The organism is Rhizobium leguminosarum bv. viciae USDA 2370 (assembly GCF_002008365.1).
Lineage (GTDB): Bacteria > Pseudomonadota > Alphaproteobacteria > Rhizobiales > Rhizobiaceae > Rhizobium > Rhizobium leguminosarum.
This window is the reverse complement of record NZ_MRDL01000059.1, coordinates 93080-109802: the sequence shown is the minus strand read 5'-3', so window position 1 is coordinate 109802 and position 16723 is coordinate 93080. Positions and strand designations below refer to the sequence as shown.

13 protein-coding genes and 1 pseudogene are annotated in these 16723 nt (G+C 61.2%); all 14 read right to left on the bottom strand.

Features of this window, described 5'->3' with window-relative positions:
• Window positions 1-2125 precede the first annotated feature (2125 nt).
• Entirely contained in the window at window positions 2126-3019 is an 894-nt protein-coding gene (locus tag BS629_RS34655) for a protein-L-isoaspartate O-methyltransferase family protein (protein ID WP_018245463.1), read from the bottom strand.
• Between the two features lie 299 nt (window positions 3020-3318).
• Window positions 3319-3828: a GNAT family N-acetyltransferase gene (locus BS629_RS34650; protein WP_018245462.1), complete on the bottom strand. Its 510-nt coding sequence runs from the start codon at window positions 3826-3828 to the stop codon at window positions 3319-3321.
• A 249-nt stretch (window positions 3829-4077) separates the two neighbouring features.
• Window positions 4078-4283: pseudogene (locus tag BS629_RS34645) on the bottom strand (transposase); the annotation flags it as partial.
• 71 nt (window positions 4284-4354) lie between these two features.
• A complete protein-coding gene (locus BS629_RS34640) occupies window positions 4355-5122 on the bottom strand; it encodes an SDR family NAD(P)-dependent oxidoreductase (RefSeq protein WP_018245461.1) in 768 nt (255 codons plus the stop codon).
• Between the two features lie 291 nt (window positions 5123-5413).
• The gene (gene dhaL / locus BS629_RS34635; protein WP_018245460.1) at window positions 5414-6073 is read right to left on the bottom strand and encodes a dihydroxyacetone kinase subunit DhaL; all 660 of its coding nucleotides are present in this window, start codon (window positions 6071-6073) and stop codon (window positions 5414-5416) included.
• A 3-nt stretch (window positions 6074-6076) separates the two neighbouring features.
• Window positions 6077-7081: a dihydroxyacetone kinase subunit DhaK gene (locus tag BS629_RS34630; RefSeq protein WP_018245459.1), complete on the bottom strand. Its 1005-nt coding sequence runs from the start codon at window positions 7079-7081 to the stop codon at window positions 6077-6079.
• 57 nt (window positions 7082-7138) lie between these two features.
• Entirely contained in the window at window positions 7139-9022 is a 1884-nt protein-coding gene (gene apnL / locus BS629_RS34625) for a D-apionate lactonase (protein ID WP_018245458.1), read from the bottom strand.
• Window positions 9019-10053 (bottom strand): Gfo/Idh/MocA family protein, encoded by a 1035-nt coding sequence (locus tag BS629_RS34620; RefSeq protein WP_018245457.1) that lies wholly within the window; start codon window positions 10051-10053, stop codon window positions 9019-9021. The genes apnL and BS629_RS34620 overlap by 4 nt, the downstream gene beginning before the upstream one ends.
• Window position 10054: 1 nt before the next feature.
• Window positions 10055-11119, bottom strand: a complete 1065-nt coding sequence (locus BS629_RS34615; RefSeq protein WP_018245456.1) for an ABC transporter permease — start codon at window positions 11117-11119, stop codon at window positions 10055-10057.
• Complete coding sequence (locus BS629_RS34610; RefSeq protein ID WP_018245455.1) at window positions 11116-12666, bottom strand: sugar ABC transporter ATP-binding protein; 1551 nt, start codon at window positions 12664-12666, stop codon at window positions 11116-11118. Before BS629_RS34610 ends, BS629_RS34615 begins: the two co-directional genes overlap by 4 nt.
• A complete protein-coding gene (locus BS629_RS34605; protein ID WP_018245454.1) occupies window positions 12663-13307 on the bottom strand; it encodes a DUF2291 family protein in 645 nt (214 codons plus the stop codon). The genes BS629_RS34610 and BS629_RS34605 overlap by 4 nt, the downstream gene beginning before the upstream one ends.
• Before the next feature lie 73 nt (window positions 13308-13380).
• Window positions 13381-14322, bottom strand: coding sequence for a D-ribose ABC transporter substrate-binding protein (locus BS629_RS34600; RefSeq protein ID WP_018245453.1), 942 nt, complete (start codon window positions 14320-14322; stop codon window positions 13381-13383).
• Between the two features lie 100 nt (window positions 14323-14422).
• The gene (locus BS629_RS34595) at window positions 14423-15250 is read right to left on the bottom strand and encodes a phosphogluconate dehydrogenase C-terminal domain-containing protein (RefSeq protein ID WP_018245452.1); all 828 of its coding nucleotides are present in this window, start codon (window positions 15248-15250) and stop codon (window positions 14423-14425) included.
• A gap of 130 nt (window positions 15251-15380) precedes the next feature.
• The gene (locus BS629_RS34590; RefSeq protein WP_032981334.1) at window positions 15381-16718 is read right to left on the bottom strand and encodes a four-carbon acid sugar kinase family protein; all 1338 of its coding nucleotides are present in this window, start codon (window positions 16716-16718) and stop codon (window positions 15381-15383) included.
• Window positions 16719-16723 lie beyond the last annotated feature (5 nt).

Sequence of the window (16723 nt, the reverse complement as noted above, 5' to 3'; positions counted from 1 at the left end):
CTCAGGGGAATCCAGGAACCTCCGCAGGCCAGCTATCGCCCGATCGTGCCGTTGTCCGCGGACAACCGGTTGATCAGCCCGGCAGCTGTCAGGTCGTTTGCACATGAACTGGTACCCGCGGCAATTGGTTTGCGCGGCCGGGAAAATATCCCTGATATCGCGCTACTGATGGATGCTGTGACCTTGCGGCACTGTAGCCGCCTCGATGGCTCTGCCTGGTGTCGTAGAGCAGCGGCCTCCTGCGCCTCGCCGAGCAGGCGTGGAGGTATTCGGCTCCAGCGCTTCCGAAGAGCCCTGTCGGGTCTGCCGACAGGATCGCGTTCCCCAGAGCCTGCCACCGGTTTGATGGAGAGCAGAATTGCACCCATTCAAGGAGAATGCGCGCTGCGGCTTCACTCTCCGAATGGGATCCGCGACCAGGATGGCAGCGCCGCCGCGGTGCTATTGTCGCCGCTTTTGCGTCTCGTTGACGAGGCGGCAATCGAGGCCCGTCACACGGCGTTAGGCTGTTTGGCTGATAGCAATGCTTCGGTCCGAGCAGATCGGTGGGCGGCGGCTCCGTCATTCGAGCCCCTGCGGCGCGTCTTAGGAGAAGCTGGAGAGGGGCAGCACGTGAGGGCTGCCAATCTGGCGTCCTATGAGCCCGAGCTGCATCGATCGGCTCGTCCGTCCAAGCTATATCGGTTGGTCCTCTTTCCTGGGGTTTTGTGGTCGGGGGCCGAAGCTTCGAATGATGCAGCGGATGGCTGAGAGCCGGCGTCGGGATCCGCATGTGCCAGGGCGGATAGTTGAATGTCGTCGCCGTTGTTGGTCGTCGGTGCGGATCGGCGAGCTTGGCGATCGCCATGTTCGATATCTCGGCCAATTCGGCCGTCGGTCAGGTGGAGACATGCGAGGCCGCGCCCTTGAGCGAACGAAAGGCTAGGCGAGGCAGCTCCATTGCGCATTGTCGTCGACCATTGCGAACCTCTGTTCTCACGTCTGGATGCTGGCCCACCAGCAGCGCGATGCCCGATGCTCTCATCTAGCAATTCGGGGTGGCGCAGGTCAGCCGGCTGAAGGCCGGAGACCCGCGTCCGCCCGGGTCGGTGCTCGCCAAGTTGTCCGCGGACAACGCCACGCCTGGCGCTGACCGCGTGAAAGCAAGCCGTACCCGCCTGGCACCTCCTCTGCGAAATCCGCTCAGCCGTCAGGCTTGAATTTGCCGCATTGCGACATTACCTCGTGACGGACCGAAGCGCTTTCCCCTCCTAGCCGCTTCGGTCCGACGGACAGCACTTCTCCTCCCAGGCTGTCGGTCACTATCGAAGCCCGGCGCATCTCTCCCGCGCCGGGCTTTTGCCATTCTGGCAACCCGTCGTCGGACAGGCAACGCATCCCCGCCTTCCATTCGTGTCGATCCGACCTCTCGAGATTTGTCGAGGTCGAGGAGGCTTGGGCCGGCGATGGGATGTCTGCGTCGCCGGTTTATGTCGCGACCGCCGCATCGACTCCAGCAGAAGAGCCGCGTGGTTGTCTCGTGAGACCGCTTGTGAACAAGCCGCGCGCCAAGAGCGCCACGATCGACGATGGCGCGGTCGCCACCGCTTACTGGCATCTGCCTCCGGTCTGCGCGGCGCCTTCCAGGAGGAAGCGCCGAATGCCTTGGTCATGTCGTTCCAGTCTATTAGAGCGGATCAAGTCAAATGTTGGTGCACCATATCTGACGCACGCCGGCCGCTGCCCTTCATTACGCCGTCGGCACCCAATCCGGTCTCGATCTCAGTCGGTATGCGGTGGCTCGGATCCTTGCCGCGCGCTTGCTGAATTCGAGAGAGGATGGATGGTGATTTCCGCAGCCGGCCCTCCAGCACCGGGCAGGGAAGGGTGCCGGTGGTGGGTCTGGACTAACCCTCGAGATCGCGAGATCCGAGGCCGGCGCTCCGAGCGTGTTGCCGCCTGTGCCTTACGCCGGGTGCTTGAGAGTTGCGCCGTCATCGTGGTCAGAAGTGCGGCTAGCTGATCGCGCCGGTCGAAAGAAGAATGGTGTCGAGGACGTCAAGCTCTTCGATGCCGCCGCGCGCCGCATTGCTTTCGTTCCCTATAGAGATGGGCCTCTCAGTCTTGCGGAACCGGCGCGGATTCCTCAGACGTCGTCATAGCAGAGCGCCCATTGGTCGCCGATATGCCAGCAGCGCCCTATCCGCGGGTCCGTCTTCCAGAGCAGGCTCTTGACGAATTCGATGCCGCCGCGTCTGAAGGCGGCGGTCAGCGCCTCGATCTCGTTATCGTCGATTGACAATCCACCGTTGGCGCAGACGAAATAGGCTACGCCGATCCAACGCGCCGCAAATCCACCCTCGCCGCGCACGATACGAAGTGCAGCGCCATGGGACGCGTGACGGCCGCCTTTCGACGGTCGGTCCTGGCGCGGCACGCCGAGCGGCAGCACCAGACGCCCTCCAGGCCGCAGTCTTTCGATCCAGGGTTCAGCAGGCCGCGCGACGGCGAAATTCACATAGATCGCATCCACCTCTTGCTGCGGCCATTGACTGCCGTCGGCGTTGATGACGCTGACATTGGCACGATCCGCAAGCGCTGCTTGAGCGTGGGCGGCCAGATCCGGATCCATCTCGACGGCATAGACATGACCAGAAGCGCCGACCAACTCTGCGAGAATGGCGCTATAGTAGCCGGTGCCTGCACCGATATGGGCGATACGGTCGCCGATTTGTACGTCCAGCTCTGCCAGGAGCCGGGCATGCAGTGAGGGGCTACCGTTGTTGACACCCTTGTCGGACTGCAGGGCGAAGAGCACGTCCTGATAGGCCAGAACCACGTCGGAGGAGGGGAGGGGGCGATATCCGCCGCCTAGATTGGCGATCTGCCATGGCGGCGGACCGAGAAATTTTTCGCGCGGGACGGTGGCAAAGGCAGCTTCGATCCGCGGGTTCGTCGTGGCGGCGGTTGCCACCACCTGATGGGCGTAAGCGCGGCGGACTACCGCCAATTCGTCGGCCGTGAACATCGCAGTCGGCATGAGGAAACTCCGGGCATGGCTTTGACCTGTTCCCTTTTTACGTCTTTGCGGCTCCAAATCCATCTCTATCCCGGTTCCTGATCCTTATGGATGGTGGATAGTCTTACTTGACAAGGAAGCCTATGACGGAAGGTAAGTGTTATTTAGCTTCCATGTAGGAAAAGTACGGTGTCACTTCATGGGGTTAATGTTCCACAGGCTGCAGAATTTAGCTTCTTCGCCGCACATCAAAGTGTGGCCTGCAAAGAGGCGGCATCGGCCCTTGGATGCCAAGCACTCCCCAGCGCCATCGACACGTTTCAGGCGTCGGGTATCGCGCGGTGCCTAGTGTCTACTCTGAAACGCTTCTTGATCCTGTCGACGGGTGTACCGTCCTGAAGCGGAACCTGGACCAGTCGATCATAGGTCTCGAAGCCCATCTTTGCGTAATAGCCAAGGCCGCTGACGTTGTCGGCGCGAATGGTGGCATTGATGAATTCGAGCCCGAGCTCTTCCGCTGCCGCTCGGGTTGCAGGAAAAAGTGCGCTGCCGACGCCTGCGGTCCTTGGGTTCATGCGGGCAAAGGTCGCAATGTCGGCGAACCCTTTTGGCGGATCGCCGTATAAGCTCAGCGACTGAAAACCGACGAGTGACTGATCGTGCTCTGCAACATGGCAGGTAAGAGGAAACTCGCCATCGATGAACCAGTCCGCGAACTCGGCAGCCGAAAGCGGTGTCTCGAGTGCGGTTGTTCCGCCGGCCCGGATGATCTCGTTCAGGAGACTGCTCAGCTCCTCCGCGTCAGCAGAAACGGCCCTTCGAATGTGCATGTCCTGGCTACCTCGTCTCCGACCAACAGCCTATTGGCAAGAGTAGAGAGTACAAGTCACCATGTCGTCTGCAAGGGCAAATTCCGTTCAGCGTTCAACGAACCTGCTTTACGCGCGTGGTGTTCAGGCACTCAAATGCTTTTGCGTCTTTCGGTCGAAGAAATGAACCTTGGCGGTTTCGAAAGAAGACTTCGCCCGTTGTTCTGGTGCCGAGCGAGGCCCATTGCAGATAGGAACTGGCGCGATGAGCTACGGCGTGGACTCATTACCGCGTAGCCAAATTCGGATTGATGCGAGTTTGACGAACGCCAGATAGTTGGCCGCGAGTTTGGCGTATCTGGTCGCGACACGCCTACATTGCTTAATTTTGTTGAAGAACCGTTCGATCCGTTGCGTGCGCGATAGAGATAGGGGCTGAAGCAGATCGGGTCTTTGCGATTTCGTTTCGGCGGAATGTTCGCCCATGCTCTTTGCTGGCGAGCCAGCTCTCTAATCCAAACGGCGTCACCACGTGTGACACGTCAGCTTAGATGCGTCGCGTGAAGGCGCCGTCAACCACCAGATTGGCGCCGGTGACGTAGCTCGCCGCTGGGCTCGCCGTGAATGCGACGACGTTGGCGATCTCCTCGGGCCTCGCCATGCGGCCCATCGGGATCATGGCAACCGCATTACGAAAATCTTCGGGTTGCTCGCTCTTGATCCGATCCCAGGCACCACCGTCAAAGAACGTCGAACCGGGGCTGACGACATTGGCTCGGATACCCTTGGGCGCGACGGTCCGGGCGAGCGACTTGATGTAAAAGTGCAGCGCAGCCTTTATGGCGCCATAGGACACCTCTGTGTAAGCATTGAGTTCTGAATCCTCGACTCCCCCAATCGAGCCAATGGCGACGATGCTCCCCGCTCGGGATCGCTCAAGGTGCGGCATAACCGCCTCAACTGCCGTCACAGTGTGGATCAGATCGACGTCGAAGGCTGACTGGAACGCCTCGATACTAAGCCCGAAAGATAGGGCGCTGGCATTTGCCACCAAAATGTCGACACCGCCAAGCGCCGCCGCAGCGCTTTCAACCCAGCTCCGAAGTGCCGCTGGGTCTTTGACGTCAACCGACCGGCCCCAGGCCTTGCCTCCCTTGGATTCTAGGGCCTTGACCGCGTCCTCAACGGCGTCGCCGCTGCGGGCACAAATCGCGACGTCGGCTCCCTCCAACGCAAGACGCTCAGCGATGGCAAGCCCAATCCCCCGAGTCGAGCCGGTTACCAGTGCCTTTTTGCCAGTGAGCTGCAGATCCATTTCATGGGCTCCTCTAGTCCGACATCCGTTGGAAATACCGCTTTGTGAGGTTAGGTATGTTCCCTGCAGGCAAACGCGGCAAGACCGGATCGGCATAATGGTCATATCAACGTCAGGATACCATGATCGGTGATGCCTTCAGTTTTGGTGATCTCGGCTGGTAAGCCGGCAGCCGCAAGCCTGCTTGATCGGCAATTCCGCTTTTGGCACATAGCATCGTCTCGCTGCTACGCAGCAACGCGTCGGCCATTGGGGCATAGCGGACTCTGTCAGGCTATCAGTCCAGCAGATTTATGAGTTCACGGCCCAACCATCGTGATGCTGAGCAAATTTGGCCATGGCGGAGATGATGATGACGGCGGACGCGGCGCCAGGATCGATGTGCCCGATCACACGATCCCCCAATCGCGAAGCCCGTCCCTTGGTCGCCGTCATGTTGCTGGTCGCTTCGCAGCCTGTCCGCGCTGCCCGCTCCGCTGCCTCGAAGCATTGGGGGAGGGGCTTTCCCGACCGCCGGGCATCGAGTGCTGCGTCGGCTGCGGGCTTCCAGGCGTCAACCATCGTCTTTTCTCCGGGTTCGGCCTTTCCGCGTTCCTGGATTCCTTGCGCCATTGCCGCAAAGACGCTGAGGAAGTCATCATCGCTCAATGTCTGCTTGCCTTTGGCGGCTGCTCCGGCGCGCATGAAGGCCGTGGCATATAGCGGCCCGGACGAAGCGCCGACCGCATTCAGGAATGCCTTTGCCGCGACGTTGAATGCGGTTGTCGGGGCAATCCCGGCGTCAAGTTCGCCGACCGCTTTCGCCGCGGCCTGGCAGCCCGCATCCATGGCAAGGCCGTGATCCCCATCGCCGATGGCGCCGTCCAGTTCGCAAAGATGATCCCGTTCCGCCGCAATATCCTCGGCAATCCCGGCAAACAAGCGCTGCAGGTCTTCGGTCGTAAACGTCATTGATCACCTCGCAAACATCGCGCAATCACAGGGGTGGTCGATCAATCGCTGAAGCTCGTCGTCAAGATGCATGACCGTGATCGACGCGCCGGCCATTTCGAGCGAGGTGCAGTAATTCCCGACGAGCGACGTATGGAGGATGAGCCCGGCATCGTCGAGCCGGGACTTCACGCGCCGCATCATGATGTAGAGTTCCATCATCGGGGTCGAACCCAGCGAGTTGACGAGCACGGCGACACGATCGCCCCGGTCTGCGTTCATTTCGCGAAGAATGCTGTCCATGAGTTCGTCCGTCACCGCGTCGGCCGGCCTCAGCGGCTCGCGCGCCACGCCAGGCTCCCCGTGGATGCCCATTCCGATCTCCATTTCCCCTTCGCCGATCAGAAAGTTCGGCCGGAGGGTCTGGGGCAGCGAACATGGGGAAAGCGCGACACCCATCGTATAGGTTCGCGCATTGGCATGGCGGGCGGCGCGCTCGACATCGTCAAACGAGTAGAGAAGATCGCAGGCGGCGCCGGCGGCCTTGAAGATGAAGACGTTGCCCGCCACGCCCCGTCGTCTGTCCCTTTGATCGGGAGGAGCAGACGCCACGTCATCCGTGGTCAGGACGGTGCGTACCTCGATCTCGTCAAGTGCCAGCATCTCGGCTGCCATGTCGAAGTTCATCACGTCGCCGGCATAATTGCCATACATGAACAGCACACCGGCGCCGCCGTCGACCGCCATGGCGCAGGCGATAATCGGATCGGGCGGCGGCGACGCGAAGACGTTGCCGATTGCGGCCGCGTCTGCAAGCCCCTTGCCGACGAACCCCAGAAATGTCGGTTCGTGCCCGGAGCCACCACCGATGACCAATCCGACCTTGCCCTTGCGCGGCCCGTTTCTGGCGACGATCGCGCGGGGCATGTCCTCTACCGCGTAGAGATGGCGCGGATGGGCCGCCAGGACCCCCTGCAGCATCTCATCGACGGCATCGGCGCCGGAATTGATAAGCTTCTTCGTCTTCACATCGATCCTCCCGAGAGCGAGTTCCCGATCGCATAGATGCAGCAGCACCGCTGGAGGTCAATCCGCCAGCACGTCGCGCTGCAGCGGCAAGACGGCGACAGCCAATGGGGCAAGCAGCAGATCCCCGCTTGAGTCCTTGCCGGTCGGCCCGCATGCGCTGCAATCGACCTTTCTCTCTTTGCTCGTCAGATTGACGACGTACAGCCTGGCGCCTGTAGTATCCCTTGCAACGAAAGACAGGACCTCAGAGGGTGAGGAGGAGACGCATTCCTGCCAGGATGCACCAGTCAAAGCGGAGAGTGTCCGCATGGTGTTGAACAGCGAGCGCCGGCCGCCTTGTTCGGTCGGTTCCGCCGGACCGGCGATCAAACCGAACGGACCGGTCAGGGCCGATAGCGTCAGGCATTCCAGATCGGCATCCAGCACCCGTATCGCGTAACCGAATGCAAAAGCCTCCGCGAAGCGTCCATTGTGGCGTGGGTCGCGGTTGGCCATGGGTATGCGAGAGCCGGACGGATTGTCCATCGTGCGGCTGCCATAGGGGTTTTGCCGCATCGGGATCGTCGACGGGCCGATGCGGTAGGGCTTGTCGCCGTAGATCGCACGCACAGACCGGGTGACGAAGGGCAGGGCTTCCAATGTCTGCATGACGCTGAGATCGTCGGCCGCATGCACGATCGGATTGGTGCAGTGGCTGACGAAGTCGAGCTGTCCATCCGGGACACGCTTCCGGTTGAGCTCGGTGAAATAGCTCAGCATGCCGCCGCCAATGCGAATGCCGGGAAAGGCAGCGCGAGCGGCGGTATAGACTTCATCCAAAGGCGGGCAATCCGGCCAGGTGCTGCCGGGCGGCGTCGACTGCCGGTCGACCGAAGGCGAGATCATGATCGCATCCGGCTTGAATTCCGCCAGCTGCAACTGGCGGGCGATCTCGGCGGTCTCGCTCGCCGGGACTGATTTGCAGGGAAGGGCGATCTCCAACGTCGAGCAGCCGCGATGGGCCGTCGCGATTGCTGCGAACCGCCTGAGCGCGTCGACGCCGTGCCCGGCACTCGGGTCGAAATGGAAGAGGAGTTCCTGAGGAGCGATCTCCGTCAGGACGGACTTTGCCGATAGGGTCGCATCGGCCTCTTCGGGTGTAATGATCACGCCGATATTCGGCATGGTGCCGGTGCGCGCACCGAGCTCGAGTTTTATGGCGCTGACTGACACCCCAGCCGGAGGATGCCGTGGGGCACCGCTGATATCCCTGATAACAAGCGACGTCTTTTGCCGGACAGGCTGATTGGCGGCAATCTGGTAGGGCCAGGGCAGGGCGAGCGGCCTGACATATGTCTTATAGGATGCGTCCGACCAGTTCCTTTGATCTTCCATTTCAAAGGTGTCGCCCTCCATCCGGCATTCCGCCTGAACGTCAGGCATGACCAGGTGGGTGATGGCGCGCATGTCCTTGAACGGCTGCCAGGGCTCAATGAGATCGGGAAACCGTGTTGCTACGACCTCCCCGTCGACATGCTCGACCGTCGCCGGTGAACCTGCCAAACCGACGATCGGGTGCAGAATGCAGAAGCCGCAGCGGTTGGTCTCGAAGCCGGTCGAGGCGATGGCCTCAGCCTCGAAGTCGAGCCGGTCCGCAGTTGCGCTGATGCGAACGTCAATGACAAGCCTGGTATCGTCGGGTCCCTCGCAGCGGGCGAGATAGGCGACCTCGAAGCGATCGTCACTCTGCTCGATGCGGAGATCGGTGATTTCAGGGCTGTAGGTGCCCCAGTCCCGGTCGCGAACGAGATAGGAAATCGCTCGCAGCACCTCGGTCCCGTCGTAGCGGATGGTGCGGAGGTTGCCGTTGGCGAGATCGGCTTCCAGTTTTCCCGCTCTCAGCCGAATCGGCGGCGTTTCGACGAGGCGAGTGCCGTAGAGCTGGAACGCATCGACCGTCATCGCAGCATCGCTCCGACATCGATCGTCTGTCCCCTGGCCGCACTGTCATAGGCGGCCTCGACGAGCGCAAAAGTTTTCAGATTGTCAGCCCCTGACGTCGAGTGTTCCGCGCCGCGTTCCAACTGATCGACCCAATGCTGCTGGATCGTATAGACGCTCTCCTGGATGTTGTGCCAGGGCCGCGAGGCCCATGACAACAGCTTCGGAGACACGTCCGTGGTCGTGGTGCCCTTGGCGTTGGTGACTTCGAGGCCGTAACCCTGGGTCAGGCGGATCGTGCCTTCCGAACCGTCGAGCTCGATCAAGGTCTCGGGGAATGGCTCCCTGGAAAGCTTGGTGGCGTAGCTGACGTCGACGACCGACGTGGCGCCGTTTTCGTGATCGAGCAGAATGGTCGCGACATCCTCGCCCTTGATGATGGGATTGACCCGCTTGGTGCGGGCCGTGAGCGATCGAACGTCGCCAAGGATATAGCGCGCGATATCGAGCGTATGGATGCCAAGGTCTTCAATGATGAACCGTTCGCCCTCGGCGAGATAGGGCTGACCGGAAAAGACGTCGTAGGCCGAACGGAAGGAGAAACGGCCCCAGAAGGGCGTGCCGATGGCATCGGCCTCCAGCGTCTTCCGCACCGCCTGGATCGGCGTCTGCCAGCGAAAGTTCTCGTGCACCATTAGCGGTATGCCGGCATTGCGGCACGCCTCGACCATCGCCTTCGCATCCGACAAGGTCTTGGCGAACGGCTTCTGGCAGATGGCCGGCACCTTGTTCGCGGCCGCCATTTCGACGAGGGTACGGTGACTTTGGACGGTCGTGGCAATGTCGACGAAATCAAAACCGCCATCGGCGAACAACGCCTCGGCATCGCCGTAGCGGCGATTGATGCCGAACTGATCGCCGACGAGCTTCAGCCGCTCTGGGTCGCGATCGCAGATCGCGACAATGCCGGCACCTCGAACGTCATTCCAGGCATGCATCTGGTTTATCGCAAAGAAGCCGCAACCGATCAAAGCTCCTTTTAATTCCGTCATCTCAACCTGCCTTTGCCATCTGCATGAGGGTAACGCGCTGCTGCAGGCGGCGTTGCGCCTGGTCGACGACGACGGCAATGATGATGACGAGGCCCTTGATGACCATCTGCCAGAAGGAGGAAACGCCCATCATCACCAATCCGTCGGAGAGGATGCCGATGACGAAGGCTCCAATGATCGTGCCGCCGATCGTGCCGCGGCCGCCCGACATCGAGGTGCCGCCGAGCACGGCGGCGGCGATCGCATTGAGTTCGAAGCTTTCGCCGGTTGCCGGATGGGCTGCCATCAGTTCGGAGGAGATGACGACGCCGACGATGGCCGCGCAAAGTCCGGAGAACATGTAGACGAAGATCTTGACGACATCGACCCGGATACCCGACATGCGCGCAGCCCGCTCATTGCCGCCGACGGCGAAGATATGACGGCCGATCGGTGTCGAGCGGGCGACATAGGCGGCCAGCAGCGCAAGCACGATCAGAATCCAGATCGACACCGGCAGGCCGAGAATGCGCCCCGCGCCGAAGAAATCAAAGCCGGTCGTTGCATATTCAGGCCGGCCGACAAGGTTGGGAAAGGTCTGGCCGTCCGACGACAGCAGGGCGAGACCGCGGGCGATATAGAGCGTACCAAGCGTGGCGATGAAGGGCGCGACGTTGAGCTTGGTGATCAGCAGACCGTTGATCAGACCGATGAGCAGGCCGATCGACAGGGTGATCAGCACGATCTCGAAAAGGTTGAAAAAGATGGTGTAGCCAATCGGCAATTCGATGCCGTAAAGGATCAGACCGCCCGCGACCATGCCGCAAAGACCGACGATCGATCCGACTGAGAGATCGATGCCGCCGGTGATGATGACGAAGGTCATGCCCATCGCCAGGAACGCGTTCAGCGCCACATGCTTCGACATCAGGATCATGTTCGCCGTCGAGGTGAAGTTCGGTGCGAAGATCGCAAAGAAGATGATGACGGCAAATAGCGCGATGAAGGTCCTGAGCTTCATCAGCGTCAGAAGCATGGAGCCGTTGGCGCCTTTCGGCGCGAGAATAGTTGATGTAGCCGCCATCATGACGCGAGTTTCCCTTGATGTCCGTGTCCCTTGGCAGAAGCCGCAATGATGGCTTCTTCGGTGGCCTCGTTCCGGTCGAAGACGGCGACCAGCTGGCCGTTGCTCAAAACCGCGATGCGATCGGAAAGCGCCATGACCTCTTCGAGGTCGGAAGTCGAAAACAGAATGGCAAGCCCGTTTGCCGCCAGCCGCCGCATGGTACGGAAGACATCGGCCTTGGCGCCGACATCGATGCCGCGGCTCGGTTCATCCATCAGAAGCACCTTCGGATTGGTCATCAACGCCTTACCGATGACGACCTTCTGCTGATTACCCCCTGACATCGAGGTCACCTCGAAATCCGGGTTCGGTGCCTTGATCGAGAGATCGCGGATCGTATCGCGAATGGCATTCTTCTCCGCACGCCTGTCGATATGGAAGAGCCGGGTGAAGCGGCCAAGGCTCGCCAGCGTCAGGTTGGAGGCAATCGAGAGCACCTGGACCAGACCTTCCCGCTGCCGGTCTTCCGGAATGAGCGCAAGGCCGCGGCGGATACGTCGCGTGGTGTCGCGGGCGCGAACCTGCTTGCCGTCGATGAAGATCTTGCCGGTCGAGTGTGTGTGACGGCCGATCACGCATTCGAAGAATTCGCTGCGCCCGGCACCCATCAGGCCATAGATGCCGAGGATTTCGCCTGCCTTGACCGACAGGGAGACATCGTTGACCGAGAGCCCGCCCGTCGGCCGCGGCAGGCTGATGTTTTCGGCGCGAAAGACCTCAGCTCCGATGGCGTGGTTCACGGATTTTGCAAAATCCTTGGCATCCGAGCCGATCATCGAACGCACGATCCAGCGTGTGTCGATGTCGCGGACCATCGCCTCACCGGTGATCTGGCCGTCACGCAGCACCGTGATGTAGTCGCCGATCCGCATCAGCTCTTCGAGCCGGTGCGAGATATAGACGATCGCCACGCCCTGGGCCTTCAGTTCCGCGATCACCTTGAACAGGATCTCAACCTCGGCCGCCGAAAGAGCCGAGGTCGGCTCGTCCATGATCAGGATTCGGGCATTCAACGACATCGCCTTGGCGATCTCGACGAGCTGCTGCTGGCCGATCGGCAAATCCTCGACCATCGTATCGGCCTCTATCCCGGCATCCAGACGCTTCAAAAACGCATTGGCCTTTTGCACCTGCGCCTTGTGATCGATGCCAAGAATGCCGCGGGTGATTTCGCGCCTGGCGAAGATGTTCTCGGCAACCGACATGTTTGCGAAGAGATTGAGCTCCTGAAAGATCATCCCGATGCCGTGCGCTTGCGCATCGGCAGGGCTATCGAAGGATACGGGCACGCCATCCAAGATGATGCGGCCGAGCGTCGGACGCTCGACACCGGCGATGATCTTCATCAGCGTCGATTTGCCTGCGCCGTTTTCGCCGACAAGCACGTTCACTGCGCCGCGACGCAGCTCAAGATTGGCGCGCTTGACGGCGACGATACCCGAATAGACCTTCGACACGTCGTCGAGGCGCAGGATGACATCGTCCTTTTGTGTCTCTCCTGTGGTCATGAGCCCACCTTCAGTTCCGAAGGTGTGACGAGCGGAAGCTCGCCGCTTTTCGGCAGCGGAAAGGCGCCGATCGCGGTCACCGTCTTGCCGACCAGGCCATCGCGCGGGACGGCAGACAGAAAGGCGGTATTGGCCTTTTCGTTGAAGGCCTTGCCGAACTGCGCCCACTCGATCTGGTTCTTGAATTCGTTGAAATTGACGAAGTCCAGCGTATCGCGCAGCGCCGTGCCGCGGAGCGCCGGCCCGATCTGGATCTTGGCATCGGCCTTGCCGTCGCCATCGGCGTCGACATCGAGCGTTGCCGCGCGCGAAGCCGTATCGGCTGCAATCACCTTGCCGGTGATCTTCACCGCATAGGTCCATGGCGAGCTGCTCTGCTTGCGGGGATTGCCGTATTTCTCGCCCGCGGCATCGGGGCTGGAGGCGGAAAGCTGCATTACGTCTTTCAGGTCGCCGGCGCGCTTTTCGAAATAGGGGACTGCCTCGGACTGCCAGATCGCCTCGACCTTTGCATTCGGGTCGAAGGCGGTCTTGGCCGCTGCCGCCGCCTTTTCCTCCGCGGTCGGGGTCTTGATGATCTTGCAACCGGGCAAGGCTGCCGCCACGACGGCAGCGAGCAGGGCGCCCTTCATTCTCAACATGCTATGAACCTCGACGTCTTGCGAAAAGCATTGCAGAGGGCGCAGCGCTGCGCCCTCTGCAATTCGCGGCTGATCAGTTCGTCAGGGCGAAGGTTTCGAGCTTGCCGGAGTTGTCGGCGTTGATGAGAACGCAATCCATCAACTGCTTCTCTTCCTTTGGCGTCGTCTTGTTCTTGATGTAGGCGTCGGCCTGTTCTACCGCGAGCTGAGCCTGCGCATAGGCCGGCTGCAGCACTGTCGCCTTGATGCCGCCCGACTTGATGGAGTCGCGCACGTCGTTGGAGCCATCGAAGCCGACGACGATCACGTCCTTGCGGCCGGCCGCCTGCAGCGCTGCGATTGCGCCCATTGCCATGGTGTCGTTCCCTGAAATGACGCCCTTGATGTCGGGATTTGCCTGGAGGATGGTTTCCATCTTCGAATAGGCTTCCGTCTGGCTCCAGTTGGCCGACTGCTTGGCGACGGACTTCAGGTCCGGGTAGTCGTCGATGACGTCGTGATAGCCTTGCGAGCGGATGCCGGCATTGGTGTCGGACTCCTTGCCCACCAGCTCGACGTAATTGCCCTTCTCGCCCATCAGCTTGACGAATTCCTGCGCCCCGAGCTGGGCGCCCTGGTAGTTGTTCGAGACGATCTGGGCAACGGCAACGCCGGTCGCGTTGATTTCGCGGTCGATCAGGAAGGAGGGGATGCCCGCATCCTTTGCCTTCTTGACGGCCGCGACGGAGGCGTCGGCTCCGGCATTATCGAGAATGATCGCCTTGGCGCCGCGCCCGATCGCCGTGTCGATCATTTCGGATTGCTTGTTGGCGTCGTCGTCATGCGTCATGAGCAGCGTCTCGTAGCCGAGCTCCTTGGCCTTGGCTTCAGCGCCGACGGCTTCGGCCTTGAAGAAGGGATTGTCATGCGCCGGCGTGATGATGGCGATGAGATCGGCCGAAAAGGCCGGAAGAGCCGTACCAAGCGCGAGGGCGCCGGCAAAAGCTGCAAGTGTCAGTCTGCGCGTCAGTTTCATATTTTCCTCCCTGTTGTGAATGAAGCCCCGACTCCCCGGAGCGGCTAACCCCGTCTCCTCGGGGCAGTTGAAGGGGGAGGGCTCGCCTCCCCATGCCGGTTCAGGTGATGCGCCGGATGCTTTCGGCGATCTCCTGCGGTTCGAATACCTTTTTCCAGTCGTCGCGCATCAGCGCCGGGATGCCGAACTCGATCGCCTTGTTGCAGGCATCCGAGAACACGCCGTCGACTTCCTTGAAGATGACCGCGCCGAGCACGTTCATATGGCCGAGCAGGAAGTCGCGGGCAGCCTGTTCAGGCACGCCGCGTGCCACGCATTCGTCCATGGCCTGCCGCATGACGACGAGCAGCGATGCGCAGACGGTTTCCGACAAACCCGGTTCGAGCATGGCAAGCTGGTCGACCGTGACCCGGTGCGAGCGCATGACCGGAGCCCAGATGAGTTTGGCGATTTCCTCGCCAAGCGCATAGGCGCTTTCGGGACCCTGCATGAGCGCCGAGACGATGTGCTGCTTGGCGAACAGGCCGCCGAAATGGTCCTTCTTGGCCTGCATCTCCGTCTCGTCGTTGAAGATCGGCGGATGGCAGGGATGGGTGACGAAGTAGGTAAGATCGTCGCGCTTCGGCAGGTGGCCGGCAAAGGGAGCCGCAGCGTCCAACGCGATCACCATCGTGCCTGATGTGAGCTTATCGACGATGCCTGCCGCCACTTTGCCGATCGCCGTATCCGGCACGGCAAGGATCACCACATCGGCGCCATCGAGTGCGGCATCGACGGGTAAGCAATCAAGACCGAGATCATTCTTCAAACGGGCCTTGCCTGCGTCGCTCACCTCGACATGGCGCACCTCGAAACGCGAGCCTTTGAGGTTTTTGGCAAGCCGGTATCCCATTTTTCCGCCTGCGCCGAAGAGGGCAATCTTAGTCATGTTTTCCTCACCTGTTCCGTTTTTGATAGGATCATATACTGGTATGATGAGTCAATCACCATATCACTACTTAATTGTTGGAATCACTTTTTCCGCGATCGCACATTTCTGCCGATGCCGGAGGAAACCATCAGTGCTTCCTCCCCTCACGGATCTGGACGAAATAGTCGTCCGTCCCGACCTGGCCGCCTTTGAGCGCAATCTGCAGGCCGTTGGTCGGCTGATAGTCGCCATGCGCGAGGCAAAGCGGAGAACCCGGCGTCTGGGGAAGCGGAAGAAGCGTCGTCAGCGCGTCGATCTTCAACTGCCTGAGTGCGTGACTGGACGTGTCGCCGCCGGCGACGACCGCACGCGAAAGCCTCTCGTTCTCGATCAGGCGACGCAAGATCGTGCCGAGCGCGCTCCCGAGCCGGTGACGCGCACCCGGAAGCTTGTCGATGTCGGTGCCGCGGTCTGCGGATGGTCCAAGCGCCGTGTAAAGAATGACGCTCTTGCCTTGCCTGAGCTTCGCGGTTCCCGCCTCTACCGCAGCACTCACCGCGCCCTCGCCTTGCTCCGAGACTAGTGCAAGCGGATCGAGCGCGATACTCTCGAAGCCATTCTCGACAGCCGTCCGGATCTGGCGCTCGGTCGTCGGCGATACGCTGCCCGACACGACGGCGAGGCGGTCGGCCGGGCCGATATCGGGAAACTCGGCTTTGCTTTCGCCGATGAAGCCGCTCCGCCGCCATGCGCTGAGCAGGGCATATTCGACCCCCGAGGAGCCGGCGACGAAGCTCCCCGAGCGGCTGGCGACACGAAGCAACTGCCGACCCGCGGCCTCCTGCGTCGCCTCGGAATCGACATCGATGAGCAGAATCCCCTCGGAACCCGACGCCAGGCCGTCGATACGCGCATCGGCGTCAGCCGCGGTGATCGCGATAAGATCGGCGACCAGGACGGGAAGCAGGGTTTGCTTCGACAAGTGAACGGCAAGGTCCGCCTCGTCCATCGGCGTCACCGGATGACGGCTCATGACAGGATGGCGATCGATGCGAAAGACTCGGCCCTGGTAAGCGGCAAAGAGGTTGCCGAATGCCGTGTAGCGCTTCAGTTGCGGCGCGCCGACGATGACCGGTACGACGGATTGCCTGAAGACCGTACGGCCTATTTCGATCGCCTTGCCGATATTGCCGATCTCGGGGCTGGAATCGAAGGTCGAGCAGACCTTGTAGTGGCAGATGGCGGCGCCAAGCGAATTCAGCCATGCGAAAGCGCGCGTAAGGTGCTCTCCCATCCATGCGGGCGTCTCGCTGCGGCTTGTCCCGGCAATGCCGATTGCCCGGCAATCGCTAAAGCGTGCAAGCAGTTCCGGCGTCGGAACGTCGAGGAAGAGCACGGTCGACACACCGTTCGAGGCCAGGGCCTCCATGACATCGGTGGAGCCAGTAAAGTCATCGCCGTAATAGCTGACGAGAAGTCCATCCATCGCGG

Coding starts and splice junctions, on each gene's coding strand:
- dhaL (WP_018245460.1), bottom strand. CDS start 6,073: ATGACGTTTACGACCGAAGACCTGCAGCGCTTGTTTGCCGGGATTGCC.
- BS629_RS34655 (WP_018245463.1), bottom strand. CDS start 3,019: ATGCCGACTGCGATGTTCACGGCCGACGAATTGGCGGTAGTCCGCCGC.
- BS629_RS34600 (WP_018245453.1), bottom strand. CDS start 14,322: ATGAAACTGACGCGCAGACTGACACTTGCAGCTTTTGCCGGCGCCCTC.
- BS629_RS34640 (WP_018245461.1), bottom strand. CDS start 5,122: ATGGATCTGCAGCTCACTGGCAAAAAGGCACTGGTAACCGGCTCGACT.
- BS629_RS34650 (WP_018245462.1), bottom strand. CDS start 3,828: ATGCACATTCGAAGGGCCGTTTCTGCTGACGCGGAGGAGCTGAGCAGT.
- BS629_RS34595 (WP_018245452.1), bottom strand. CDS start 15,250: ATGACTAAGATTGCCCTCTTCGGCGCAGGCGGAAAAATGGGATACCGG.
- apnL (WP_018245458.1), bottom strand. CDS start 9,022: ATGACGGTCGATGCGTTCCAGCTCTACGGCACTCGCCTCGTCGAAACG.
- BS629_RS34620 (WP_018245457.1), bottom strand. CDS start 10,053: ATGACGGAATTAAAAGGAGCTTTGATCGGTTGCGGCTTCTTTGCGATA.
- BS629_RS34605 (WP_018245454.1), bottom strand. CDS start 13,307: ATGTTGAGAATGAAGGGCGCCCTGCTCGCTGCCGTCGTGGCGGCAGCC.
- BS629_RS34615 (WP_018245456.1), bottom strand. CDS start 11,119: ATGATGGCGGCTACATCAACTATTCTCGCGCCGAAAGGCGCCAACGGC.
- BS629_RS34590 (WP_032981334.1), bottom strand. CDS start 16,718: ATGGATGGACTTCTCGTCAGCTATTACGGCGATGACTTTACTGGCTCC.
- BS629_RS34610 (WP_018245455.1), bottom strand. CDS start 12,666: ATGACCACAGGAGAGACACAAAAGGACGATGTCATCCTGCGCCTCGAC.